Annotated in this window: 24 protein-coding genes; 18 read left to right on the top strand and 6 right to left on the bottom strand. The window is 67.5% G+C overall.

The window, feature by feature from the left end; translation table 11 throughout:
• Positions 1-126: 126 nt before the first annotated feature.
• Positions 127-2,190, bottom strand: coding sequence for a 3-hydroxyacyl-CoA dehydrogenase NAD-binding domain-containing protein (locus ACZK29_RS16340; protein ID WP_478446242.1), 2,064 nt, complete (start codon positions 2,188-2,190; stop codon positions 127-129).
• Positions 2,191-2,425: 235 nt separating this feature from the next.
• Between ACZK29_RS16340 and rpoE the strand changes: the two genes are divergently transcribed.
• From rpoE to recO, 9 genes are all read left to right on the top strand, one after another.
• Positions 2,426-3,046 carry an RNA polymerase sigma factor RpoE gene (gene rpoE / locus ACZK29_RS16335; protein WP_005414197.1) on the top strand — a complete coding sequence of 207 codons (621 nt, stop codon included), beginning with the start codon at positions 2,426-2,428 and terminating at the stop codon, positions 3,044-3,046.
• A complete protein-coding gene (locus tag ACZK29_RS16330; RefSeq protein ID WP_111111342.1) occupies positions 3,043-3,924 on the top strand; it encodes a sigma-E factor negative regulatory protein in 882 nt (293 codons plus the stop codon). The genes rpoE and ACZK29_RS16330 overlap by 4 nt, the downstream gene beginning before the upstream one ends.
• 74 nt (positions 3,925-3,998) lie before the next feature.
• Complete coding sequence (locus ACZK29_RS16325; protein ID WP_478446241.1) at positions 3,999-5,534, top strand: DegQ family serine endoprotease; 1,536 nt, start codon at positions 3,999-4,001, stop codon at positions 5,532-5,534.
• 180 nt (positions 5,535-5,714) lie between these two features.
• Positions 5,715-7,508, top strand: a complete 1,794-nt coding sequence (lepA, locus tag ACZK29_RS16320) for a translation elongation factor 4 (RefSeq protein WP_164145992.1) — start codon at positions 5,715-5,717, stop codon at positions 7,506-7,508.
• A gap of 54 nt (positions 7,509-7,562) precedes the next feature.
• A complete protein-coding gene (lepB, locus tag ACZK29_RS16315; RefSeq protein ID WP_014038087.1) occupies positions 7,563-8,357 on the top strand; it encodes a signal peptidase I in 795 nt (264 codons plus the stop codon).
• A gap of 52 nt (positions 8,358-8,409) precedes the next feature.
• A complete protein-coding gene (locus ACZK29_RS16310; RefSeq protein ID WP_005410601.1) occupies positions 8,410-8,793 on the top strand; it encodes a DUF4845 domain-containing protein in 384 nt (127 codons plus the stop codon).
• A complete protein-coding gene (gene rnc / locus ACZK29_RS16305; protein ID WP_111205294.1) occupies positions 8,783-9,463 on the top strand; it encodes a ribonuclease III in 681 nt (226 codons plus the stop codon). The genes ACZK29_RS16310 and rnc overlap by 11 nt, the downstream gene beginning before the upstream one ends.
• Positions 9,460-10,356, top strand: a complete 897-nt coding sequence (era, locus tag ACZK29_RS16300; RefSeq protein ID WP_478446240.1) for a GTPase Era — start codon at positions 9,460-9,462, stop codon at positions 10,354-10,356. Before rnc ends, era begins: the two co-directional genes overlap by 4 nt.
• 18 nt (positions 10,357-10,374) lie before the next feature.
• Positions 10,375-11,094, top strand: coding sequence for a DNA repair protein RecO (gene recO / locus ACZK29_RS16295; RefSeq protein ID WP_111205293.1), 720 nt, complete (start codon positions 10,375-10,377; stop codon positions 11,092-11,094).
• Positions 11,095-11,688: 594 nt separating this feature from the next.
• Here recO and ACZK29_RS16290 read toward each other — a convergent pair.
• A complete protein-coding gene (locus ACZK29_RS16290) occupies positions 11,689-12,417 on the bottom strand; it encodes a response regulator (RefSeq protein WP_164147331.1) in 729 nt (242 codons plus the stop codon).
• 127 nt (positions 12,418-12,544) lie between these two features.
• On the opposite strand from ACZK29_RS16290, the gene rlmD reads away from it, so the two are divergent.
• The 9 genes from rlmD (at position 12,545) to ACZK29_RS16245 (ending at position 19,845) form a co-directional block, all read left to right on the top strand.
• The gene (gene rlmD, locus ACZK29_RS16285) at positions 12,545-13,879 is read left to right on the top strand and encodes a 23S rRNA (uracil(1939)-C(5))-methyltransferase RlmD (protein WP_164147330.1); all 1,335 of its coding nucleotides are present in this window, start codon (positions 12,545-12,547) and stop codon (positions 13,877-13,879) included.
• Between the two features lie 33 nt (positions 13,880-13,912).
• On the top strand, positions 13,913-14,398 hold the full coding sequence (locus ACZK29_RS16280) for a CYTH domain-containing protein (RefSeq protein ID WP_478447095.1): 486 nt from the start codon (positions 13,913-13,915) through the stop codon (positions 14,396-14,398).
• Positions 14,399-14,511: 113 nt separating this feature from the next.
• Positions 14,512-15,207 (top strand): DsbA family oxidoreductase, encoded by a 696-nt coding sequence (locus ACZK29_RS16275; RefSeq protein WP_164147329.1) that lies wholly within the window; start codon positions 14,512-14,514, stop codon positions 15,205-15,207.
• Positions 15,208-15,338: 131 nt separating this feature from the next.
• Positions 15,339-16,346 (top strand): beta-N-acetylhexosaminidase, encoded by a 1,008-nt coding sequence (nagZ, locus tag ACZK29_RS16270; RefSeq protein WP_111205267.1) that lies wholly within the window; start codon positions 15,339-15,341, stop codon positions 16,344-16,346.
• Positions 16,346-16,900, top strand: a complete 555-nt coding sequence (locus ACZK29_RS16265) for a hypoxanthine-guanine phosphoribosyltransferase (protein WP_005410592.1) — start codon at positions 16,346-16,348, stop codon at positions 16,898-16,900. Before nagZ ends, ACZK29_RS16265 begins: the two co-directional genes overlap by 1 nt.
• A gap of 82 nt (positions 16,901-16,982) precedes the next feature.
• Positions 16,983-17,729, top strand: a complete 747-nt coding sequence (locus ACZK29_RS16260) for an S-methyl-5'-thioinosine phosphorylase (RefSeq protein ID WP_006461208.1) — start codon at positions 16,983-16,985, stop codon at positions 17,727-17,729.
• An 88-nt stretch (positions 17,730-17,817) separates the two neighbouring features.
• Positions 17,818-18,024 (top strand): cold-shock protein, encoded by a 207-nt coding sequence (locus ACZK29_RS16255; protein ID WP_005410590.1) that lies wholly within the window; start codon positions 17,818-17,820, stop codon positions 18,022-18,024.
• Positions 18,025-18,126: 102 nt separating this feature from the next.
• Positions 18,127-19,395, top strand: a complete 1,269-nt coding sequence (locus ACZK29_RS16250; RefSeq protein ID WP_459048352.1) for an FAD-dependent oxidoreductase — start codon at positions 18,127-18,129, stop codon at positions 19,393-19,395.
• A 180-nt stretch (positions 19,396-19,575) separates the two neighbouring features.
• Positions 19,576-19,845, top strand: a complete 270-nt coding sequence (locus ACZK29_RS16245) for a hypothetical protein (protein ID WP_111205269.1) — start codon at positions 19,576-19,578, stop codon at positions 19,843-19,845.
• Between the two features lies 1 nt (position 19,846).
• Here ACZK29_RS16245 and pdeM read toward each other — a convergent pair whose 3' ends face one another.
• From pdeM to ACZK29_RS16225, 4 genes are read right to left on the bottom strand one after another with little or no spacing between them, the layout of a single operon-like run.
• On the bottom strand, positions 19,847-20,488 hold the full coding sequence (pdeM, locus tag ACZK29_RS16240; protein ID WP_111205265.1) for a ligase-associated DNA damage response endonuclease PdeM: 642 nt from the start codon (positions 20,486-20,488) through the stop codon (positions 19,847-19,849).
• On the bottom strand, positions 20,478-22,937 hold the full coding sequence (locus ACZK29_RS16235) for a ligase-associated DNA damage response DEXH box helicase (protein WP_111205264.1): 2,460 nt from the start codon (positions 22,935-22,937) through the stop codon (positions 20,478-20,480). The genes pdeM and ACZK29_RS16235 overlap by 11 nt, the downstream gene beginning before the upstream one ends.
• Positions 22,934-24,541, bottom strand: a complete 1,608-nt coding sequence (locus ACZK29_RS16230; RefSeq protein WP_111205263.1) for an ATP-dependent DNA ligase — start codon at positions 24,539-24,541, stop codon at positions 22,934-22,936. The genes ACZK29_RS16235 and ACZK29_RS16230 overlap by 4 nt, the downstream gene beginning before the upstream one ends.
• Entirely contained in the window at positions 24,538-25,536 is a 999-nt protein-coding gene (locus tag ACZK29_RS16225) for a ligase-associated DNA damage response exonuclease (protein WP_478446239.1), read from the bottom strand. The genes ACZK29_RS16230 and ACZK29_RS16225 overlap by 4 nt, the downstream gene beginning before the upstream one ends.
• Between the last annotated feature and the right edge of the window lie 95 nt (positions 25,537-25,631).

Here is a 25,631-nt window from a genome sequence, read left to right as displayed (position 1 = left end):
GCGTGTCCTGCCTGCTCACACCGCCCCGCCCACCAAACAGAAAAGCCAGAGCCGGCTGTTGCTCCGGCTCTGGCTTTGGCTTTGGTTTGAAACGCGGGTGCCGGGCCGCAGGCCCGGCCGATCAACTCACACCACCGGTTCGCGCAGGGCGGGGTTGTCCCAGCCCGGGCGCGGGGCGAAGCGGTCGCCGTGACGCTGCTGCAGCGCCTTCAGCCGCTCGACGATCGCATCGGCACCCACCGCACGGATGTGCTGGATCGGGCCGCCACGGAACGGGGCGAAACCGGTGCCGAAGATCACGCCCGCATCCAGCAGGTCCGCATCGGCCACCACGCCTTCGTGCAGGCACGCCACCGCTTCGTTCAACAGCGGCAGGATCAGGCGGTCCTCCAGATCGGCCGGGGCCTGATAATCGCTGGCCACGTCCGGCTTCTTCGGCTTGCCGTTCTCCCAGGTGTAGATGCCCTGGCCATCCTTCTTGCCGCGCTTGTCCGGTTCCACCGTCTGCAGCGCGGCCGGAATCTGCAGGCCGAGGAACGGCGCCAGCTCGCGGCCGACGCCGGCGGCCACGTCCAGGCCCACGGTATCGATCAGTTCGATCGGGCCCATCGGCATGCCGAACTTCACCGCCGCCTTGTCGATCACCGGGCCCGGAATGCCTTCGGCATACGCGGTGGCCGCTTCCAGCATGTACGGGAACAGCACGCGGTTGACCAGGAAGCCCGGGCTGCCTGCCACCGGCACCGGGAACTTGCCCAGCGCCTTGCAGAACGCGGCCAGGCGGCGCTCGGTTTCCGGCGCCATGCCATCGTGATGGATGATCTCCACCAGCGGCATCTGCGCCACCGGGTTGAAGTAGTGCAGGCCGGCGAACTGCGCCGGGCGCTGGATGTGGTCGCGCAGTTCCGCCAGCGGAATCGACGAGGTGTTGGTGGTCAGCAGCGCGTCGTGCTTCATCTTCGGCCCCAGCGTCTGGTACAGCGCACGCTTGGCGTCCGGGTCCTCGATGATCGCTTCGATCACCAGGTCGGCCTCGGCCACGCCGTTGCCTTCCAGGTCGGCACGCAGGCGTGCGGCCACCGCCGGGCGCTTGCTCTCGTCGCGCACTTTCTTGGCGAACAGCGCCTGCGCGCGTTCCATGGCCGGGTCGATGAAGCGCTGCTCGCGGTCCTGCAGGGTTACGTCGAAGCCCTTGTACGCGGCCCACGCGGCGATGTCGCCGCCCATCACGCCGGCGCCGACCACGTGTACGTGGCGGATGCCGGAGTCGCCGCCACCCAGGCCCTTCAGGCGCTCGGTCAGGAAGAAAATGCGGATCAGGTTGCGCGCGGTCGGCGTGCTGGCCAGTTTCACCACCGCACGGCGTTCGGCATCCAGGCGTGCCTGGATCGGCTTGCCGCCGCTGCGCTGCCAGGTGCTGATCAGCGCGTAGGGCGCCGGGTACTGGTCCTTCTTCGCCTTGCGCGCGACCTGCTTGACCATCTGCGGGGCCAGCAGGGTGCGGGCCAGCCAGGTGTTGGTTGCCCACGCCGTGGCGCGCTGCTTGAACGGGCGGGTGGTGCCGGACAGGGCCAGCGCCACGGCGGTATCGAGCACCACCGCCGGTGCCACCACCTTGTCGACCAGGCCGATGCCACGCGCGGCCGAGGCCGACAGGGTGCGGCCGGTCAGCATCATGTCCATCGCCGCCGGAGCACCCACCAGCTGCGGCAGGCGCGCGCTGCCGCCCCAGCCGGGGAAGATGCCGAGCTGGGTTTCCGGCAGGCCGATGCGGGTGCTGCTGTCATTGGAGGCCACGCGATAGCGGCAGGCCAGTGCGAGCTCGGTACCACCGCCCAGGCAGTGGCCGTGGATGGCCGCCACGGTCGGGCAGGGCAGCTCGGCCAGCTTCTGGTAGGTGGCCTGGCCGCGGCGGATGGCATCGTTGACGGTGCCGTGGCGGTCGAACTCCTGGAACTCCTTCAGGTCCGCGCCGGCAATGAACCCCGCCTTCTTCAACGACTGGATCACCACGCCCTTGGGCGGGTCCAGCGCGATGCGTTCCAGCAGGTCCCCCAGTTCCAGCAGCACGTCCTGCGACATCGCGTTGACGCTGCTGTCCTGACGATCCAGGGAGAGGACCACCACGCCGTCGTCGCGGATCTCGGGGTGCCAGTGGCTGAAGCGGAGACCATCGAAGCCTGAGAGCATGGACGTTCCATCCGGTTGTGTATGGAGAAGCGGCTATGATCCAGAGGTTGTTTCCCCCGCGTCAAATCCCAATAGCAGGGGAGTGGCGACCCCGGATCCATGGCCGTGGACCGGGACGCTAACGGAACGGTGGTTAAAAGCTGGTGCGGCGCCGGGTGATCGGCGACTGAACTTTTCCCGGGATTGGCAGTCTCATTGCCCGACGTCGGTTGGGCTGACAGGAGTGCGGCCCCTCATGGCCGAGGTTGATACACCACAGGAGCTGGATCTGGAACTGGTCCGGCGCGTGCAGCACGGCGAGAGCGCCGCGTTCGATGTCCTGGTGCGCAAGTACCAGCATCGCGTGGTGGCCCTTGTCGGTCGCTACATCGCCGACTGGAGCGAATGTCAGGACGTCGCCCAGGACACTTTCATCCGTGCCTACCGCGCGATCGGAAGTTTCCGTGGCGATGCCCAGTTCTCAACCTGGTTGCATCGAATCGCCGTGAATACCGCCAAAAACTACCTGGCTTCACACAATCGACGGCCACCGACCGATGACATCGACATCGGCGATGCCGAACAGTTCGACAGTGGTACGCGCCTGCGCGACACCGACACGCCCGAACGCGAGTTGATGCGCCAGGAGCTGGAACAGACGGTGATGAAGGCCGTCAACGCGCTGCCGGAAGAGCTCCGGTCGGCGATCACCCTGCGCGAGGTGGAAGGCCTGAGCTACGAGGAAATCGCGCAGAAAATGGGGTGCCCGATCGGCACCGTGCGTTCACGGATCTTCCGGGCGCGCGAGGCGATCGACACCGAACTCCGGCCGCTGTTGGACATCGGCAGCGCCACCCGTGAGAAGAGCCGCGTATGACCAGTAATCCGTTCAACGAATCGCAGAACCATCAATCGCCCGCCGGGCAGCGCCTGGACCAGCGCCATCGCGAGCAGCTGTCGGCCCTGGTCGATGGCGAGCTGGGTGCCGATGAAGCGCGCTTCCTGCTGCGCCGGATGGAGCATGACCCCGAACTGGCCGGCTGCCAGGAACGCTGGCAGCTGCTGGGCGATGTGATGCGCGGGCAGGCGTCGGCACTGGCGCCGGCCGGGTTCAGTGCCGCCGTGGCTGCCGCCATCGCCGCCGAGCCTGCGCCGCAGGCCGAGCCACGCCGTCAGGTGCGTCGCAGTGGCTGGCGGGCCTGGGGCGGTGGTGCCGCACTGGCCGCTTCGGTGGCGGCGGTCGCGCTGTTCATGGGCGGTGAGAAGCTGAAGGAAGCCACCCCGGGCGAGCCGTTGGCACCGCAGGTGATCGCCAGCCAGGCAGAGCTGCCGGCCGCGCCGACCAATCCTGCCCCGGTGACCGAGGCCTCTGCAGACACTGCCGCGATGGCCGTGGCGGCGGCTCCCGCCCTGGCGATGGCCGCTGCCGGTCGCCGCCAGGACAGCCGCCGCGCCAGTGCCACCCGCAGCCAGCAGGCCGCGCGTGTCGCCCAGCGTGAGGACGTGCCGCAGCGCGCGGTGGCTTCTGCGCAGGCGCCGCTGACCCCGACCGTACCGGCCAATACCGGCCGCAACATGCCGTTTGGTGAGGTTGGTGGGCTGCAGGCCCGGCCGTGGCCGCGTTCCAGCCTGGCGCCTGCCGCTGGCGGCGCGCTCAATGCCAGCTTCCCGGCCCATACCGGTGGCGCCGCGTTCTACCCGTTCGAGCCGCGCCTGCAGGACGACCTGCCGGTGCCGCCGCGCCCGCGCGACTGAGCCGGGCGCTTTCACGCCCCGCCGCCGGCGGGGCCCGTATTCCTCTTTCCATCCGATCCGGAGGTTGCCGTCCGATGACTCCCCGACTCCGCACGCAGGCCATTGGCCTGCTGGCCCTGACCCTGCCGCTGATGGCCTGCGCGCAGGCCCCGGCTCCGGCCGCTCCGACCCGGGCTGCTCCGGCCGCCGCGCCGAGGGCGCCGGCACAGCCGCTGGTCAGCGGCCTGCCCGATTTCACCAACCTTGTCGAACAGGTCGGGCCGGGTGTGGTCAACGTCGACACCACCATCGTCCGCAACAACCGCCAGGCTTCGCGGGGCCCGATGGGCGGTGACGACGACATGCCGGAGTTCTTCCGCCGCTTCTTCGGCCCGGACTTCCCGATGCCGGGGCAGGGACCGGGTGGGCAGGACGGTGGCCCCAGCATCAAGGGCCGCGGCATGGGGTCGGGTTTCATCATCTCGCCCGACGGCTATGTGCTGACCAACTACCATGTGGTGGCCGATGCCAGCGACGTGAAGGTCAAGCTGGGCGACAGCCGTGAGTTCAACGCCAAGGTGGTGGGCAGCGACCAGCAGTACGACGTGGCGCTGCTGAAGATCGATGGCAAGAACCTGCCGACCGTGCGCGTGGGCGATTCCAACACGCTGAAGCCGGGCCAATGGGTTGTCGCGATCGGCTCGCCATTCGGTCTCGACCACTCGGTCACCGCCGGTATCGTCAGTGCACTGGGCCGCAGCACCGGTGGCGCCGACCAGCGCTACGTGCCGTTCATCCAGACCGACGTGGCGATCAACCAGGGCAATTCCGGTGGTCCGTTGCTGAACACCCGTGGCGAAGTGGTCGGCATCAATTCGCAGATCTTCTCCGCCTCCGGCGGCTACATGGGCATCAGCTTCGCGATCCCGATCGACCTGGCGATGAGCGCGGTCGAGCAGATCAAGAAGAGCGGCAAGGTCACCCGTGGCCAGCTGGGTGCGGTGGTCGAGCCGATCGATGCGCTGAAGGCGCAGGGCTTGGGCCTGCCCGACAGCCGTGGCGCGCTGGTCAATCAGATCGTCGCTGGCAGTGCCGCGGAGAAGGCCGGTGTGCAGATCGGCGACGTGGTGCGTTCGGTCAACGGCAGCCCGGTCAACAGCTGGTCCGACCTGCCGCCGCTGATCGGTGCGATGGCGCCGGGCAGCCGGGTCACCCTGGGTGTGATCCGCGATGGCAAGCCGCGCGATCTCAGTGCCACGCTCACGGCGCTGAGCGAAGACGGTCAGGGCAATGCCCGTGCGGCGGCTGCCGCCAAGCCCGATGCGGCACCGCAGGCCGGCGCCAACGCCCTGCTGGGCCTGGACGTGAGCGATCTGACCGCGCCGCAGCGCAAGCAGTTCGGCCTGGATGGCAACGAAGGCGTGCGCATCACCGGGGTCAAGGGCCAGGCGGCGCGTGATGCCGGCCTGTCTCCTGGCATGGTGATCCTGCAGGTCGGCCGCACCCCGGTCGGCAGCGTGGAGAGCCTGAACCGGGCGCTGTCCAGCTACAAGAAGGACGACGTGGTGATGCTGCTGGTGCGCACCGGCAACGGCAACAGCGCCTTCGTGGCGGTGAAGGCCGGCCAGTAAGGCCTGCCCGGGCCGCCCCTGCGGCCCTTGTCCGTCCCCCGAAGCCCCGCCCTGGCGGGGCTTCGGCCGTTCCGGGCGGCCCCCGATGAGACCGCTTTCGCGGCGGGGCGCCGGGCATGCGATAATCGACCGTTACCCTGACGACGCCGCGCGCCGCCGCCACCTATGTCTTCTGATTCGATGCGGAACATCCGCAACTTCTCCATCATCGCCCATGTCGACCACGGCAAGTCCACGCTGGCCGACCGCATCATCCAGCTTTGTGGTGGCCTGCAGGCCCGCGAGATGGAAGCGCAGGTGCTCGACTCCAACCCGATCGAGCGCGAGCGTGGCATCACGATCAAGGCGCAGTCGGTGTCGCTGCCGTACCTGGCCAAGGACGGGCAGACCTACCACCTGAACTTCATCGACACCCCCGGCCACGTCGACTTCTCCTATGAAGTCAGCCGCTCGCTGGCCGCCTGCGAAGGCGCGCTGCTGGTGGTCGATGCTGCCCAGGGCGTGGAAGCGCAGTCGGTGGCCAACTGCTACACCGCGGTGGAGCAGGGCCTGGAAGTGGTACCGGTGATCAACAAGATCGACCTGCCGACCGCCGACATCGAGCGTGCCAAGGCCGAGATCGAGGCCGTGATCGGCATCGACGCCTCCGACGCCGTGCCGGTCAGCGCCAAGACCGGCCTGAACGTGCAGGACGTGCTGGAGGCGATCGTGCATCGCATCCCGCCGCCGGCACCGCGCGACACCGAGAAGCTGCAGGCGCTGATCATCGACTCCTGGTTCGACAACTACCTGGGCGTGGTCTCGCTGGTGCGCGTGATGCAGGGCGAGATCAAGGCCGGTGACAAGCTGCAGGTGATGTCCACCGGCCGCAATCACCAGGTCGACAACGTCGGCGTGTTCACGCCGAAGCGGAAAGTGCTGCCGGCGCTGCGTGCCGGTGAAGTGGGCTGGGTCACCGCCAGCATCAAGGACGTGCACGGTGCGCCGGTCGGCGACACCCTGACCCTGGCCGGCGACCCGGCACCGAAGCCGCTTCCCGGTTTCCAGGAAATGCAGCCGCGTGTGTTCGCCGGCCTGTTCCCGGTCGATGCCGAGGATTACCCGGACCTGCGCGAAGCGCTGGACAAGCTGCGCCTGAACGATGCCGCGCTGCGTTTCGAGCCGGAAAGCTCCGAGGCGATGGGCTTCGGCTTCCGCTGCGGCTTCCTGGGCATGCTGCACATGGAGATCGTGCAGGAGCGCCTGGAGCGCGAATACAACCTGGACCTGATCAGCACCGCGCCGACGGTGGTGTATGAGGTCCTGAAGACCGACGGCTCGATCATCAACATGGACAACCCGGCCAAGCTGCCGCCGGTGAACCAGGTCGAGGAGATCCGCGAGCCGATCATCCGTGCCAACGTGCTCACCCCCGAGGAGTACATCGGCAACATCATCAAGCTGTGCGAAGAAAAGCGCGGCAGCCAGATCGGCATCAACTACCTGGGCAGCCAGGTGCAGATCAGCTATGAGCTGCCGATGGCCGAGGTGGTGCTGGACTTCTTCGACAAGCTGAAGTCGGTCAGCCGTGGCTATGCCTCGCTGGACTACCACTTCGTGCGCTTCGACGCCGGTCCGTTCGTTCGCGTGGATGTGCTGATCAACGGTGACAAGGTCGACGCGCTGTCGCTGATCGTGCACCGCAGCCATGCCGACCGCCGCGGCCGCGAGCTGTGCGAGAAGATGAAGGACCTGATCCCGCGCCAGATGTTCGACGTCGCCATCCAGGCTGCGGTCGGCTCGCAGATCATCGCCCGTACCACGGTCAAGGCCATGCGCAAGAACGTGCTGGCCAAGTGCTATGGTGGCGACGTTTCGCGCAAGAAGAAGCTTCTGGAAAAGCAGAAGGAAGGCAAGAAGCGCATGAAGCAGGTCGGTCGTGTGGAGATCCCGCAGGAAGCGTTCCTGGCCGTGCTGCAGATGGACAACAAGTAATCCCGCACCGGCCCTGCGGGGCCGGTCGTCCGGTGACGTTGCAAAGGACCCTGAATGAAACTGTTTGAGATCCTCCTGGTCGTGCTGACCCTGGCCTCGGGCCTGATCCTGCTTGCGGACAAGCTGTACCTCGCCAAGCGTCGCGCCCAGCGCGCCGGCCTGCTCGATTCCGAGCCGGTGCTGGTGGATTACTCGCGTGCGTTCTTCCCGGTGCTGGCGATCGTGCTGATCGTGCGCAGCTTCATTGCCGAACCGTACAAGATCCCGTCCAGCTCGATGATGCCGAACCTGCTGATCGGCGATTTCATTCTGGTCAACAAGTTCTCCTACGGCCTGCGCCTGCCGATCAGCAACACCAAGATCGTGCCGTTCGGCGAGCCCTCGCGTGGCGACGTGGTGGTGTTCCACTTCCCCGGCCACAGCGACAACGACCCGGCCAAGGGCGAGAACTTCATCAAGCGCGTGATCGGCGTGCCGGGTGACACCGTGGTCTTCGAAGGCGACGGGGTGATCCTCAATGGCGAGCCGCTGAAGTACGACAACAAGGGCATCTACGCCGGCCACAAGGGCCAGGGCGAGGGCGCCAACCTGCTTGTCGAGCACCTGCCGGGCCGCACCCACACCGTGCTGGAGACCGACTATCCGCGTGGCCAGGGCCAGTGGACCGTGCCGGCCGGCAAGTACCTGGTGATGGGCGACAACCGTGACAACAGCGACGATGGCCGTTTCTGGGGCCTGCTGCCGGAGGAGAACCTGCGCGGCAAGGCCTTCCTGATCTGGCTGAACTGCCAGGGCTGGTTCTGCAAGGATGGCTTCGAGCCGTCGCGGATCGGCTCGAGCATCAACTGATCGGGCATCAACCGAGTATTTTCACATCCAACGCGTATCTGGGGAGAACGCAATGAAGACGATGAACACGCAGCGCGGCATGACCCTGACCTCGTTCCTGACGGTCCTGATCGTGGTTGGATTCTTTCTCTACATCGGCATGAAGCTGTTCCCGATGTACCAGGAGTACTACGCCGTGCGCTCGGCGATGAAGAGCCTGGCCAACGAGCCGGGTGTGGGCAGCATGGAGCCGTCGCGGATCCAGGACCTGTTCTTCAAGCGCCTGTACATCAACTACTCGGACAATGTGAAGCCGGCCAACGTGAAGTTCGATCGTCGCGACAATGGCTGGACCCTCAAGGTCAACTACGAAGTGCGCCGCCAGCTGATCGGCAACCTCGATGTGGTTGGCAAATTCGATTCTTCCCAGGACCTGACACGAAGCGGTGCCCAGTAAATTCATCCAACGTGGCGACCTGATTGGTCATGCCTTCAGCGATCCGGCCCTGCTCAAGCAGGCGCTGACGCATCGCAGTGCCGGTGCGCCGCACAACGAGCGTCTGGAGTTCCTCGGTGACAGCATCGTCAACATGATGGCGGCCGAGGCGCTGTACCGACGCTGGCCCAAGGCCGACGAAGGGGCGATGACCCGTGCCCGTGCCGAGCTGGTGCGTGAGGGCGCGCTGGCGGTGATCGCGCGCACCCTGCAGCTGGGCGAGCGGCTGACCCTGGGCCCGGGCGAAATGAAGTCCGGCGGTCATCGCCGCGACTCGATCCTGGCCGACGCGGTGGAAGCCGTGGTGGCTGCGATCTACCTGGATGCCGGCTTCGAGGCCTGCCGGGCGGTGGTACTGCCTTGGTTCAGCGCTTCGATCGAGGCGCTGCCGGCCTCCGGCCGCCCCGAGAAGGACCCCAAGACCCGCCTGCAGGAATGGCTGCAGGCCCGACAGAAGGCGTTGCCGCAGTATGAACTGGTGTCAGAATCCGGTGACGACCACGCCAAGCACTTCCGGGTACGCTGCATCGTAGCCGACCCGGCCGCCAGCACCGAGGGCGAAGGCGCCTCGCGGCGGCTTGCCGAACAACAGGCGGCTGCGGCCGCCCTAGAACAACTGGATTCCAAGTGAGCGAACAAACTCCCCATCATTGCGGCAGCGTGGCCGTCATCGGCCGCCCGAACGTGGGCAAGTCGACCTTGACCAATGCCCTGGTCGGCGCCAAGGTCAGCATCGTTTCCAACCGCCCGCAGACCACGCGCCATCGCCTGCTGGGCATCGCCACCTATCCGGAAGGCCAGCTGGTGCTGGTCGACACCCCCGGCCTGCACAAGGTGCAGAAGCGGGCGATGAACCGGGTGATGAACCGTGCCGCGCGCGGCTCGCTGGAGGGTGTCGATGCCGGCCTGCTGGTGATCGAGGCCGGTCGCTGGGATGAAGAAGACAGCCTGGCCTTCAATGTGCTGCGCGATGCCGGCATTCCGGTGGTGCTGGTGGTCAACAAGATCGACCGTCTGAAGGAAAAGGGCGCGCTGCTGCCGTTCCTGCAGCAGGTGGCCGAAGGTCGTGATTTCGCTGCCGTGCATCCGATCTCGGCGCAGAAACGCAACGGCCTGGAGGCGTTGGTGCGCGACGTCCTGAAGCTGCTTCCGGAAGCGCCGCCAATGTTCGGCGAGGACGAGATCACCGACCGCAGCCAGCGTTTCCTGGCCGGCGAACTGGTACGTGAGCAGCTGATGCGCCAGCTTGGCGAAGAGCTGCCGTACGCCACCACCGTCGAGATCGAACGCTTCACCGAGGACGGCAACCTGCTGCGCATCGGTGCGGTGATCTGGGTCGAGCGCGAAGGCCAGAAGGCCATCGTGATCGGCAAGGGCGGCGCCCGCCTCAAGGAGATCGGCGCCAAGTCCCGCCTGCAGATGGAGCGCCTGTTCGGGGCCAAGGTGTTTCTTGAGACCTGGGTGCGCGTGCGTGAAGGCTGGTCCGATGACGAGGCCGCGCTGAAGGCCTTCGGTTACGAGTAAGCCGTTGCGGTCGCTTCGATGATGATCGAGGACGACACCGGCTTCGTGCTGCATGCACGGGCCTACCGCGAGAGCAGCCTGCTGGTCGAGGTGTTGAGCGCGCAGCATGGCCGCATCGGCCTGCTCGCGCGTGGCGTGTCCACCGCCAAGGGCCAGGTGCTGCGCGCCGCCCTGCAGCCATTGCAGTGGATCCGCTTCAGTGCCCAGCAGCGCGGTGAACTGGCCCAGCTGCGCGGCGCCGAAGCGCTGGACGCCGCACCGCGGCTGGTCGGCCAGGCGATGCTGGCCGGCTTCTACCTGAGTGAACTGACCCTGCGCCTGGCACCTCGCCAGGACCCGTTGCCTGAGTTGTATCTGGCCTATGGCGAAGCGCGCGCGCGGCTGGCGGTCGGTGCCGGCCTGGCCTGGACGCTGCGTCGTTTCGAGCGCGAACTGCTGACCGCACTGGGCCTGGGCTTCGAACTGGACAGTGCCAGCGACGGCCAGCCGATCGACCCGGCGGCACGTTACGAACTGGATCCGCAGGAAGGCGCGCAGCGCCTGCTGAGCGAGCGCGGCGGGGAACGACGGGCAGCCGCGACCGGCTCGGCGCTGCTGGCGTTGGCCGCCGACGAAGAACCCGATGCGGCCGACCTGGCCAGCCTGCGCCTGCCGATGCGGCGGGTGCTGGCCCATCACCTCGGGCCACGCGGCCTGAAGTCCTGGGAACTGCTGGAGCAGCTGGCTCCCCGGCGGTAGGGGGTGTTCGGCAGGGCTTGCAGCCCTGCACCTGCCGAATCAACGTCAAAAGCAAAAGCTGGTTATCCGTGGGTGGGCGGGGTGGGCCCGGTTGCGGGAGACGCCGTAAACCCCGCTCCGCGGTCCGGCCCAGCCGCTGGCGGCTGTGCGTTCGGGCGCTTGCGAAGCAGTGCTTCGCAAGCAAAGCGCCCTCACCCTTGGGGGCTTGGCCGCGGCATCCATGCCGCGGACACTCCCGCAACCGGACCCACCCCGCCTTCGACAGTTTTCCGTGAGCTGTTGGAATGGCATGGGGTCGGATCCGTTTTCCGAAGGAAAACGGATCCGACCCCAGTTTGAATTTCGATATCTGACAGATGTGTCGACCAAGGTCGACACCTACCAACAGCCGAGTGAACCTGTCGAAGGCGGGGCGGTGTCGGAGTGCGGGGTGTCAGCCGCATGGATGCGGCTGCCAAGCCCCCATGGACGGGTTTACGGCGTCCCCGCACTCCGATACCGCCCCGCCAACCCACGGAATGCCAGCTTTTGCTTTTGCTGTTGCCTTGGCTTGAAGCCTCTGCAGGTGCAGGGCGCAGCCCTGCCGACCAACCCTCAATGCAGCAGGGCCGCCACAGCGTCGCGGAACCCCGCCTGGGCCTGCCCGGACTCGGGCGCATGATGCAGCTGCCGCACCGCCCGTCCCAACCGAGCCGCGCCGACAAACCCACAGCTCGCCTGCAGTCGATGCAACTGGCTGCGCAGCTGGCGCTCGTCGTGCTGGTCCACGGCCTGCTCGACCGCGTCGCGCACGCCCGGCAACTCGGCCAGGAACAGCTCGCGCAGGGCGATCAGGTGGTTGCGCTGGCCATTGAGCGCGGCCAGTGCCGCCGTCTCGTCCCAGTCCTGCACCTGCAGCTCGACCGCTGCCGGGGGCGGGGCAACAAAGATCCCCGCCGGGCTGTTCACCAGCGCGCGGCGCACCGCTTTCAGCAACTGGTCGCGGCCCAGCGGCTTGACCAGCGTGTCGCTGAAGCCAGCTTCACGCAGGCGGGCATGGATGGAGGTGTCGCCATCGGCGGTATGCGCCAATGCCGGGGTATCAGGGTGCGAACGGCGCAGTTCACGCAGCAGCTGCGCGCCGTTGCCGTCCGGCAGGTTGACGTCGATCAGCCACAGGTCATGCGCGCCGGGCTCGGCGCTGGCCAGCGCACTGGCCAATGAATCTGCGGTGTCCACGTCCGCCGGTAACGTTTCCAACGCCGCTTTGAAAAAACCGCGGCTGATGATGTCGTCCTCGACAAGCAGGAAGCGGGGCCGGCTGGCCCGCGGGGTCATCTGCATCAGGGCTGCCTCCATGTCAGCTGTTGCAATCATCAAGCACGGCGGCGGCGGGCGCAAGCGGGTCCGGACCCTGCCAGTCAGGATCTGCGACAATGTGCCCCCATTTTTGCCCGCAGCCTGTTGCCACGTGGCCCGATCCCGCTCCCGCATCGACCGTACCCCGTTCCAGACCGAGATCCTCGACCTCAGCCATGATGGTCGCGGCGTCGCCCGCCGTGAAGGCGAGGGTGGCAAGGTCACCTTCATCAGCGGCGCCCTGCCGGGCGAGGTGGTGATGGCCGAACAGACCGCCCGCAGCCGACATTTCGACGAGGCACGCACGGTGGAAGTACTGCAGGCCTCGCCCCAGCGCGTGACCCCGAAGTGCCCGCATTTCGGTACCTGCGCCGGCTGCGTGCTGCAGCATCTGGACGAAGACCAGCAGATTGTCGCCAAGCAGCGCGTGCTGATGGACAACCTGGAGCGCATCGGCCACGTGAAGCCGGGCACCGTGCTGGCACCGCTGGTCGGCGAGAGCTGGGGCTACCGCCGCAAGGGCCGGTTCTCGGTGCGCCGGGTCGAGAAGAAGGACAAGACGCTGGTCGGCTTCCGTGAACAGGATCCGCGCTTCGTTGCCGATCTCAGTCAGTGCCTGACCGTGATCCCGGAGATCGGTACCAAGGTCGAGGCCTTGTCGACCTTCATCGAATCGCTCGATGGCAAGCGCGACATTCCGCAGATCGAGTTCATCGCCGGTGACCAGGCGGTGGTGCTGACCGTGCGCCACCTGCAGCCGCTCAGCGATGCCGACCGCGCCGCCTGGGCCGCCTTTGGCCAGCAGCATGGTTTCGTGATCTACCTGCAGTCCGGCGGCGTGGACACCGTGCAGCCGCTGGACGGCCAGGGCGTGCCGCTGTCGTTCCGGCTGGCACCCTGGGATGTGGAACTGGCGTTCCGCCCACTGGACTTCATCCAGGTCAACGCCAAGCTCAACGAGAAGATGATCGCCCACGCCCTCGACCTGCTGGAGCCAGGTGAGGACGAGCGCGTGCTGGACCTGTTCTGCGGCCTGGGCAACTTCACCCTGCCGCTGGCGCGCCGCGTGCGCGAAGTGGTCGGCGTGGAAGGCGATGCCGGCCTGGTCGCGCGCGCCCGTGAGAATGCCGAGCGCAATGGCCTGGCCAACGCGCAGTTCTTCAGCGCCGACCTGACCCAGGACCAGCGCAGCACCCCGTGGATGCGCCAGGGCTTCGACAAGCTGCTGCTGGACCCGCCGCGCTCGGGCGCGATCGAGGTGCTGCAGCAGCTGCCGCTGAAGCAGTTCAAGCGCATCGTCTATGTCAGCTGCCACCCGGGCTCGCTGGCACGCGATGCCGGCTATCTGGTCAACGAGCAGGGCTTCACCCTGGTCAGCGCGGGCGCCATGGACATGTTCCCGCACACCGCACATGTGGAAAGCATCGCGGTGTTCGAAAAGCGCTGATCGGCTGTCATGCCCATCGCGCATAATGGCGCGATGGGCATCGAAATCGAACGCAAATTCCTCGTCAGCAGTGACGGCTGGCGTGCCGCCGCGCATCGGGTGATCCCGATGGCGCAGGGTTACATCAACGATATGGGTTCGCTCGACCGCGGCACCCAGAACGCGTCGGTGCGGGTCCGCATCGAAGGCGACCACGCCGCGCTCAACCTGAAGTCGCGCACCATCGGCCACACCCGACAGGAGTTCGACTACCCGATCCCGGTGGACGATGGGCGCGCGCTGCTGGCGCTCTGTGTTGGCGGCCTGATCGACAAGCGCCGTCATCTGGTCGAACACGCCGGGCTCACCTGGGAAGTGGATGAGTTCCTCGGCGACAACGCCGGCCTGGTGGTGGCCGAGGTCGAGCTGGACAGCGCTGACCAGGTCATCGACCTGCCAGACTGGGTTGGCGCCGAAGTGACCGACGACGCCCGCTACTACAACGTCGCGCTCGCCAGCCACCCCTATTCACAGTGGTGAACCCCTGAAAAGGGGGCGGAGGGGATTAAGTCGTCTTTACCCCGCCTGTGCGGAAAGCGACTTAATCCCCTCCGTCCCCTTTTTTCGGCGAGGCTGGGCCCCATGTCGGGAGGATGAGAATCGACATCTACTCCGACGTGGTCTGTCCCTGGTGCTGGATCGGCAAGCATCGTTTCCAGCAGGGCGTGCAGTTGCTGGGCGCCGACGCGCCTGAGCTCGACATCCATTGGCAGCCGTTCCAGCTGGATCCCGACGCGGACGCCACACCGGTACCGCTGCGCGAGGCCTACGTGCGCAAGTTCGGCGGCGCCGAACGTACCGAGCAGATCCTCAGCCAGACCCAGACCACCGCGCGTGCCGAAGGGCTGCCAATGGACTTCAGCCAGGGCCAGGTGCGGGTGACTACGCTGCCGGCGCACCGGGTGCTGTGGCTGGCCGGGCAGCACGACGTGCAGGACGCGGTGGGCGAGGCGCTGTTCCGCGCCCACTTCGAGCAGGGCCAGAACCTGGCCGACACGCAGGTGTTGATCAAGGCCGGCGTCGCTGGCGGCCTCGATGCGGGTGAGATCGCGCAGATGCTGGCCTCTGATCGCGGCCTGGCCGAAGTCGACGCCAAGCTGGCCCAGGCCCATGCGCTGGGCATTTCTTCGGTGCCGACCTTCGTCATCGATGGGAAGTGGGCCATTTCCGGGGCGCAGCCGCCCGAGGCCTTCGCCAACGCACTGCGCCAGATCGCCGCCGAGCAGGGCGCGCCAGAGCCCCCGGCCGATGGCGACGAGGCCTGCGGCCCGGACGGCTGCAAGGTCTGAACAGCGCGGGGTCAGAGCCCCTGCGGGGCTCTGACCCCACACGTCCCATCTGCCTTGACCACTGCGCCTGTCGGCCGGTTCTGCGACAATGCGGCACTGCGCCATGCGGGCGCGCGTTGTGGAGATCGACCATGCTGCTGATCGGCGTTGCCGGCACCGAACTGACTGCCCTGGAACGTGACTGGTTGCAGCACGATGCCGTGGCCGGGGTCGTGCTGTTCAAGCGCAACTTCGCCTCGCGCCAGCAGGTGACCGATCTGAGCGCGGCCATCCGCGCCGCCGCGCCGCGCCCGCAGCTGATCTGCGTGGACCAGGAAGGCGGCCGCGTACAGCGTTTCCGCGAGGGTTACAGCGATCTGCCGCCACTGCAGGACATTGGTGCGCTGTATGCCACCGACCCGCAGCAGGCCTTGGCATTGGCCGAACGGCACGCCTGGCTGATGGCCAGCGAGGTACGGGCCAGCGGCGTGGACCTGAGCTTCGCGCCGGTGGTCGACCTTGGCCGTGGCAACCGTGCCATCGGCAACCGCGCCTTCAGTGAAGACCCGCAGGTGGTGGCCGCGTTCACCGCCGCCTACGTGCGCGGCATGCATTCGGTCGGCATGGCCGCCACGCTCAAGCATTTCCCCGGCCACGGTACCGTTCTGGAAGACACCCACGTGGATACCGCGATCGACCCGCGCGCGCTGGACGAGCTGCGCGCGCAGGACCTGGTGCCATTCCAGGCCGGCATCGCCGCCGGTGCCGACGCGGTGATGATGGCGCACGTGATCTACCCGCAGGTGGCGCCGGAACCCGCCGGTTACTCGCCGCGTTGGATCCAGGACATCCTGCGCGGCGAGCTCGGTTTCCGTGGCGTGGTGTTCTCCGACGACATCGGCATGGCCGCCTCGCACAGTGCCGGCGGCGTACCGGCGCGCGTGCACGCCCATCTGGACGCCGGCTGCGACGTGGTGCTGGTCTGCCACCCGGAGCTGGTCGATGAAGCCCTGCACGCGGTGCAGGGGCGCTCCCTCAATACCGCTGCGCTGCTGGGCCTGATCGGCCGCGGCGCGCTTGGCTGGGATGGCCTGCTGGCCGATGCCCGCCATGGTGATACCCAAACCCGTCTGCTTGAAACCCTTGGAAGAACCGTCTGATGCCCAACCTCACCATTTCCCAGGCCCTGGCCCAGGCTGACCTGCTGGTCGACCGCCCCACCATCGACAAGGCCATTGCTGGTATCGCCGACGCCATCGCGCGCGACTACAAGGGCGAGGTGCCGCTGTTCCTGTCGATCATGCACGGCGCGCTGCCGTTCGCCGGCCAGCTGGCGCTGGAACTGGGTGCGCGCGGGCAGGACGTGCAGTTCGATTACCTGCACGCCACCCGCTACCGTGGCGAAACCACCGGCGGCGACCTGGTCTGGAAGCACAAGCCGGCCACCTCGCTGTTCGGCCGCCGCGTGCTGCTGGTCGACGATATCCTGGACGAGGGCTACACCCTGCAGGGCGTGCGTACCTGGTGCCTGGAGCAGGGTGCGACCGACGTGCGCATCGCTGCGATGACCGTGAAGAAGCATGACCGCGCATTGCCGGACGTGACTGCCGATTACGCCGGCATCGAGCTGCCGGACCGCTACGTGTTCGGCTTCGGCATGGACGTCAACGAGACCCTGCGCTGCGTGCCGGCCATCTACGCAATGAAGGAATAACGGCGCGGTCGCCCCCGGCGCGTCTTCTTCCATCGCCGGCATCCTCGGGTGCCGGCGTTCGTCTTTTCATGGAGTGCTTCGAATGCAACAGATCGCCCTGGCCGTGATCGGCGGTACCGGTGTCTACAACCTGGCCAAGCTTGACGACGTGCAGACCCACGAGGTCGACACCCGCTTTGGCCGCCCGTCCGGTCCGGTGCGCGTGGGCACGCTGCTCGGCCATCGCGTCGCGTTCCTGGCGCGCCATGGTGAAGGCCACTCGCTGCCGCCGCACAAGATCAACTACCGCGCCAACCTGGCCGCGCTGCAGCAGCTGGGCGCGCAGCGCGTGCTGGCGTTGAACACGGTCGGCGGCATCACCGAGGATTTCGGTCCGCGCGTGCTGGCCTGCCCGGACCAGATCATCGACTACACCTGGGGCCGCATCAGCACCATCTGTGAAGAAGAAGGCACCGACGTGGTCCACGTCGATTTCGGCCACCCGTACACGCCGATGCTGCGCAGCAAGATCCTGGCGGCGGCCAAAGTGACCGGTGTCACGGTCCATGACGGTGGCTGCTATGGCGCGACGCAGGGCCCACGCCTGGAAACCATCGCCGAGATCGCCCGCATGCGCCGCGACGGTTGTGATCTGGTAGGCATGACCGGCATGCCCGAAGCCGCGCTGGCACGGGAGCTGGGGCTGGATTACGCCTGCCTGGCGATCATCGCCAACTGGGCTGCCGGCTGTGGTGATGGCGAGGAGATTACGATGGCCGAAGTGCTGGCCAACGTACAGGCAGCCAGCAACGGACTTCCGGAACTGGTGGGCGAATTGGCGCGGGGGTGATTGTCTTCCCCGAGCAAGCTTTGCATACTCAGCTTGTGCGCGGGTTCAGCGTACACCACCCATTCATTGCATAAGGTCTCGCATCACCATGCCGAACGGTACCGTCAAGTGGTTCAACGACGCCAAGGGATTTGGCTTCATCTCGCCGGAGGATGGCAGCGCCGACGTGTTCGCGCACTTCTCCGCCATCAACTCCAAGGGCTTCCGCAGCCTGCAGGAAGGCCAGCGTGTCACCTATGACGTGACCCAGGGCCCGAAGGGTGCCCAGGCTTCGAACATCACGCCGGCCGAGTGATCCACTCGACAGTGCGTTGAAAACCCCGCTTCGGCGGGGTTTTTTTTGCGCAGCGTGCTCGCGAGCCGTCCGCGATCCACCCGCCTCGGGCACAATGCGGCCATGACGGAACGACTGCGTATCGCCGTGATCGGCTACGGCACCGCTGGACAGGCAGTGTCCATCCTGCTCACCCGTGACGGCCACGAGGTGGAGATCTTCGAACGCGTGCCCACGCCGGGGCCGGTGGGTGCAGGTTTCCTGCTGCAGCCCAGCGGCCTGCAGGTGCTGTGGCAGATGGGCCTGCTGGATGCGGTGCGCGCGCATGCGGCGCCGGTGCACCGCCTGTATGGCGACACGCCATGCGAGCGCGCGGTGATGGACATGCGCTACGACGGCCTGGATGCGCGCCTGCACGGACTGGGCATGCAGCGTGGGGCGTTGTTCTCGCTGCTGGATGATGCCCGTGGCGGCCTTGGCCAGCTGCATGCCGGTACCACCATCACCGAGGTGGATGCCGGGCACGGACGCCTGCGCGACAGCGATGGGCGCATGCATGGCCCGTTCGACCTGGTGGTGGCCGCCGATGGCGCGGCCTCTGCGCTGCGCGGCACGATCGCCGGCGGTGCCGGGCTGGACCGCGTGTACCCGTGGGGAGCGCTGTGGTGCCTGTTGCCGGCCGAAGACTGGCCGCACGTGCAGGAGCTGAGGCAGCGCTACGTGGCCGCGCGCAAGATGATCGGCCTGCTGCCGGTCGGTACGCGCCCCGACGATGTCACGCCGCGCCTGAGCTTCTTCTGGAGCCTGCCACGCGCCGATTTCGAGCGCTGGCAGGCCGATGGCATGACGCCCTGGCTGGACGAACTGCATGCGCTGTGGCCGCAGGCCAGTGCGCGCTTCGCCCACTTGCGCGATGCCGGCCAGCTGGCGCGCGCGGTCTATCGCGATGCAGTGATGACGCGCTGGCACCAGGGTCGCATGGTGCTGGCAGGTGATGCCGCGCACGCGATGAGCCCGCAGCTGGGGCAGGGGGTGAACATGGCGCTGCTCGATGCATTGGCATTGCGCGATGCCGTTCGCACGCATGGCGGTGGTCCCGAAGCGTTGCAGGCCTACCAGGCGCAACGCAGGGCGCACGTGGCGGTCTACCAGCGCTGGAGCCGTTGGCTGACGCCGCTGTTCCAGTCCGACCGCGATGCCTGGGCGAAGGCGCGCGATGTGCTGCTGGGCCCGATGGGGCGCCTGCCCGGAGGCCGTGGCCACATGCTGCGCGTGCTCAGTGGCACACAGCAGGGCTGGTTCGGTTCGCTCGCGCTGGATCCTGCCTTCATCGACGCACTGGCCACGACGATGGACATGCCTCGCAGCAACGTGGTCACGGCCAGCGCGTGAAGCGAGCCATCACGTGAATTAACGGTTGCCTCACCGCGGATGTGCGAGAAGTAGATTGCACGCGACTGCGCGTCGCCCGTTTTCCTTTCCGTGATCAACATCGCGCGTGGCCCGGGCTACGCTGCCGTTGCGGCCTGTTGCGGCCCGGACGTGCCGCCTGATGTTGAAGAGGAGGATGCCATGTTGTTCGCGGTCGAGGAGCTGGAATCGGAAATCTGCAAGCTGCGCGGACTGCTGCAGATGCTGCACGAGGACCAGCCCGACGTACTGGAGGATGTATTCGAGTTCCATGTCGGCAGCCTGATCAGCCATGCGTCACCGGAACACCACGCACGCATCCGCACCTGCGCGCAGGAGATGCTGGCGGCAATCCAGGCCTTGCCGCGGCGGCGCGAGGACGCCGCGCCTGATTTCCAGTTGATGCCGCAGCTGGGCATTCGCCCGGCCTGAGTCAGGCGACCGGCAGTTCCACCAGGCCGCTCTCCACGCAGGCGATCATCTGTTCGCCGCGGGCGGGGGCAGGCACGATGCCGGCAGTGAATGCGGAAAAGGCCGGCAGGACCGTCATCCGGTCACGCAACCAGAACGCGGGGAAGCGCCGTCGCAGTGGCTTCAAGGCGACCTGCGGGTGCAGATGTCCGGCGATCACATGCAACGCCGCATCGGGCATCGGCTCATGCCGAAGCACAAACGGCGACAGCCGTACATCATCGTGGATCTGAACCTGCAGCTGCGCATGCGGTAGCTGCCGGTCGTGATTGCCGCGAACAACATGCACGTCCAGCGCGGCATTCCGTTCGCGCCATCCCTGCCATTGCTGGTACCACGCGGCTCGATGCGCCGGCCCGTGCAGGATGTCGCCAAGGATCCACAGTTCGCGGCAGGCATGCAGGTCCAGAAGCCGCTGCAGGCGTTGCAGGTCTTCGCCGGTGCCGCCGCTGGGCAGCGCGATGCCGGCACGGCGGAACACATCGGCCTTGCCCAGGTGCAGGTCTGCGATCAGCAGTGCCTGCCGCGCGGGCCAGTACAGCGCGCGCGTGCCAACCAGAACCACAGGCTCTCCGGCAAGCCGCAGCGGCAGTTCACCGGCCATGGCGGCGCTCCAGCTGCTGCGCTGCGCGTTGTACGCGTGTACGCCAGTCTTCGTTGCTGAACTGACCACGCAGGCGTTCGGCCCACAGTGGAAAGCCCAGTGGCGTGAGAGATGAAGGGCGCTGCACCGACAACCGCTGCGTGCCGATCCGCTCCAGTACATGCTGCAGGCCCGGCAGGTCGAGGCTGTCGTACAGCACTTCTCGTTCCGCCAGCGCCAGCAGCAGGTGGTCCGGATCGTGTTCGCGCAGCACGTCGTACAGCAGGCCCGCGGACGCCTGCAGCTGGCGCAGTGACCGTGGCATGCCACCAGGAAGGCTGGGCACCAGCAGGCCTGCGACACGTGCGATGCCCCGGAACTGTCGTCGCGCCAGCTCGCCCAGGTTAACTGCCGCGCGCAGATCGTCCAGCAACCGGTCATTGCCGAACAACGCACGCCATTGCACCTCATCCAGATCGATCGGCTGCGCCGGCGCCAGCACCAGGCCGTGATCGTTCACCGCATAGCCAATGCTGTTGCGTTGCTGGCGGGTGCAGCGCAGCGCCAACAGCGCGGCCAGTGCTTCATGCACATGACGGCCGGCAAAGGGATAGACGAACAGGAACTGGCCCTCGCGGCGCCTCACATCTTCCACCAGCAGGTGATCCGCACCGGGGCGCGCCGACAACTGCGCCTGCAATGCCAGCAGCGGCGCCAGCCAGCGTGATTCGGCGCTGTCATCGGAACCGGCCAGGACCGCTTCCAGTTCCCGGCCGAGCGGCATCGACAGCGGCAGCTGGCCGCCTTGCCAGCGCGGCACAGCACCATCACCGCGCCCCCGTGCCAGCCGCACGAAGGCGGTCATGTCGCGCAGTTGCACCAGTTCCAGCAGGCGCCCGGCGAACTGGAAGCGATCACCGCGGCGCAAGCGGCTGGCGAACTGCTCTTCCACTGCACCAAGCCCGCCACCGCGCAGGAACTGCACGCGCACGCTGCCATCGCTGCTGATGGTGCCGATCGACAGGCGGTGCCGCAGCGCCTGGCGGCGATCATGCATGCGGTAGCTGCCATCGGCATCGCGCATGACCTTGTGGAAGTCCGGATACTGCGCCAGCGCCTGCCCCCCTTGCACGATGAAGTCCAGTACGGCCCGCCATTGTTCATCGCCCAGCGTGGCGAAGGCATGGGTGCGGCGCACCTGCGCCAGCAGCGCATCACTGTCGAAGCCGCCAGCGAGTGCGCGGCTGACCGCATGTTGGGCCAGCACATCCAGCGACAGCGTTGGCGGCCTGCGTGCTTCGACCACGCCTTCGGCCAGTGCACGGCGCACGGCGGCGTACTCGGCCAGTTCCAGCGCATGGCTGGGGATGCACAGGATGGCGCCGCGGGCGCTGGGACGGTGGCGTGCACGCCCGGCGCGCTGGCGCAGCCGCGCCACGCCCTTGGGGCTGCCCAGCTGCAGCACCTGTTCAACCTCCGGGAAATCCACCCCGAGGTCGAGGCTGGAGGTCGCCACCACGCAGCGCAACGCGCCTGCGCGCAGGCCGTCTTCCACCTGCTGGCGCAGCGCCGGGTCCAGCGAGCCATGATGCAGTGCCAGCGTGTCCGCGTCTTCCGGCCATACCGCCGCCAGCGCCTGGTGCCACAGCTCGGCCTGCGCGCGGGTGTTGGTGAACAGCAGGCTGCTGCGTGCGGCCATCAGTGCGTCCAGTACGCGTGGCAGCTGCGCCAGGCCGAGGTGGCCGGCCCACGGGAAGCGTTCGCCGGGTTCCGGCAGCAGGCTGCGCACGCTGATCGCGCGCGGGCGAACGCCCTGCACGATCGGTGCGTCCGGTTGGCCAGGCAACAGCACGTCGCGCGCCTGCGGCAGGTTGCCCAGCGTGGCCGACAGTCCCCACAGCTGCAGGGAAGGGGCGGCGTCGCGCAGCACCGCCAGGTTCAGCTGCAGCAGGACGCCGCGCTTGTTGCCCAGCAGTTCATGCCATTCGTCCACCACCACGCAGCGCAGCTGGCGCATGCGTGGCAGTGTGTCGGGATAGCTCAGCAGCAGTGCCAGCGATTCCGGCGTGGTCACCAGTACGTCGACGCGGCCTTCGCGGGCCTGCCGGCGCTCGCGGTTGCTCGCATCGCCGCTGCGCAGGCCGACCCGCCAGGTCAACCCCAGCCCGTCGATCACTGTCTGCAGCGCACGTGCGGTATCACTGGCCAATGCCCGCAGCGGCGTCACCCACAGCACCTGCAGCGGCCGCACCGCACTGGCCCGGCGCGGTGCCGGCGGCGGATCGAGCAACGCCTGCAGCAGCGGGCCGCCGAACATGGCCAGCGTTTTGCCGCTGCCGGTAGGGGTGTGCAGCAGCCCGGAGTCGCCCGCCAGATAGTGCCGCCACATGGCGCGCTGGAACGGCAGCGAGTGCCAGCCACGCGCAGTGAACCAGTCTTCCAACCTGCGCAACGCCTGGCGGCGGTTCATCGCGCCAGCGCCTGCAACGTGGACAGCTGGTCGGCTTCAGTGGCGGGCTTGTCGTGGCGCCAGCGCAGGATGCGCGGAAAGCGCACGGCGATGCCGGATTTGTGCCGGCTGCTGCGGTTGACCGCCTCGAAGCCCAATTCGAACACCTGTTCAGCACGCACGCTGCGCACCGGGCCAAACCGTTCGCGGGTGTTGGCGCGGATCCAGCGATCGAGGGCCAGGATTTCCTTGTCATCCAGGCCCGAATAGGCCTTGGCCACCGGCACCAGCGTATCGCCGTCCCAGACGCCGAAAGTGTAATCGGTGTACAGCGTGCTGCGCCGTCCATGGCCGGCCTGCGCGTACAGCAGGACGGCATCGATGGTCAGGGGGGCGACCTTCCATTTCCACCAGTCGCCGCGGCGTCGCCCAGACTGGTAGGGGGACGCCCGGCGTTTCAGCATCAACCCTTCCACGCCCCGCTCGCGGGCGGCCTCCCGCAATGCGGCGGCCTGCAGCCAGTCTCCAGCGGGTACGTCGGGCGACAGCTGGATGCGCGTATCGCGCAGGTCACCGATGACCTCGGCCAACTGTGCACGCCGTTGCTGCAGCGGCAGCCCGCGCAGATCCTCGCCGTCGCGTTCAAGCAGGTCGTAGGCGAGCACGCGCACCGGGGTGTTGCGCAAGGTCGCTGCGCCGGGCTTGCGACGCTGGATGCGGGTCTGCAATGCGGTGAAGGCGCGCGGCAGGTCGTCGCTCCCATCCCAGGCCAGCAGTTCTCCGTCCAGCACGCAGCCGTCGGGCAGCGCCATCGCGGCCTGTTCAATTTCCGGGAAGCGGCCATCCAGCCGTTCCTCGCCACGTGACCACAGCGCCACTTCACCGCGTCGGCGCAGCAGCTGCAGGCGGATTCCATCCCATTTCCACTCCAGCAGCCAGTCTTCGATCGGACCCAGCCGCTCGCCCGGTCCGCCCTCCAGCGGTGAGGCCAGGAAGAACGGGTAGGGCTGCTGCCGGTCCGATGGCAGCTCGTCCGGCGACAGCAGCTGCCCCAGCAACCCGGGCGAGGGCACCCACTCGCCGAGCATGCGCTGGGCGATGCGCGCGATGTCCAGGCCGGACCATTCGGCCAGCGCCTGCTGCACCAGTCTTTGCGAAACACCCACGCGCAGCGCGCCGGTGAGCAGCTTGTTGAACACCAGGCGCTCGCCGCTACGCAGCTGCCGCCATCCGGCAACCACCGCTGCGCGCCGCTCAGTCTCCGGCTGGTTGGCCACCGTCAGCAGATGCTGTTCGATCCAGTCCGACAACGGTCGTTCGGCGGCGGGATGCAATGGATCATCCAACAGCAGGGTCAGTGTTTCGGCCAGATCGCCGACCTGGGCGTAGCTGTCTTCCACCAGCCAGGCGGGCAGGCCGGATTCTTCGGCGATCCAGTTGCGCAGCTCGCCACTGGCGGCGATCTTGCGGCGTGCGCCGCCGACCTTGCCGCCGCTGAGCAGGTACAGCGCCCACGCCGCATCCTGCGCCGCTGCGTGGCGGAAGTAGTCGACCAGTGCGGCGCGCTTGTCCAGCGTTGCGGTGCTGCGGTCCAGGCGCTGGTAGAGCGCGGCGAAGGCCTTCATTCCTCGCTCCCGAAGTCGGTGCGAAAGGCTTCAGCCGCCACGCCGCGCTCGCGCAGGAAAGGAATCAATGCATCGGTATTGCCATGGGTGGCGATGACCCGCTGCGCGCCGGTCTGTTCGATGGTCTGCAGCAGCGCGGGCCAATCAGCGTGATCGGAAATGACGAAGCCACGGTCGACGTTGCGCCGCCGCCGGTTGCCGCGCAGCTGCATCCACCCCGAGGCGAACCCCAGTTGATGCGGCCCGAAGCGGCGCATCCACGGCGTGCCTGCGGCCGAAGGCGGAGCCAGGATCAACTGGCCTGCGGCATCGGGTTGGCGCCCCTGCTCGGCGACGGTGAGCGTCTCCAGCATCGGGATGCTGGCCTGTCGGTAGACCGACACGCCATTGGCGATGGCGCCGTGCAGCCACGCCGGGCGGTCGTCCAGGGGCAACAACTCGGCCAGCACCCGCTGCGCCTTGCCGAGTGCATAGCACAGCAGGATCGCCGCTTCGCCACGTTGTTCGCATTCGCGGCGCCACGCCACGATCTCTGCGGCGACCGCCGGGGTGTCCGGCCAACGATAGATCGGCAGCGCGAACGTCGCTTCGGTAATGAACGTATCGCAAGGCACCACTTCGAAAGGCGTGCAGGTCGGGTCGGGTTGGCGCTTGTAGTCGCCGGAGGCCACCCAGACCTGTTCGCCATCGTCGATGCGCACCTGCGACGAGCCGAGCACATGGCCGGCAGGATGCAGCGATACCTGCACCCGGCCCAGGCGGAACGGCACGCCTTCCGCATGCACCTGCACCGGCACATCGCCCAGCCGCCAGCGCAGGATCGGCAGGCTTCCTTCGCTGCAGTGGTATTCGCCCATGCCTGGACGCGCGTGGTCACCGTGGCCATGGGTGATGACCGCACGCGGTACCGGGCGCCAGGGGTCGATGTGGAAATCCCCGGCGGCGCAGTACAGCCCCTCCGGACGCAGCACCACCAGATCGTCATTGCCTGCCATGCGGTCACTGTGGCCTGCGCCTCGTGCAGGCGGTGAGAACCGGCCTGAACACGGGCTTGGCGGAGGATGCTGCACAATCGGAGCGCAGACCCCTT

Source organism: Stenotrophomonas sp. 89682_Sma, from assembly GCF_056481405.1.
The sequence above is the reverse complement of the archived record's forward strand: the minus strand, read 5'-3'. Positions and strand labels throughout refer to the sequence as shown.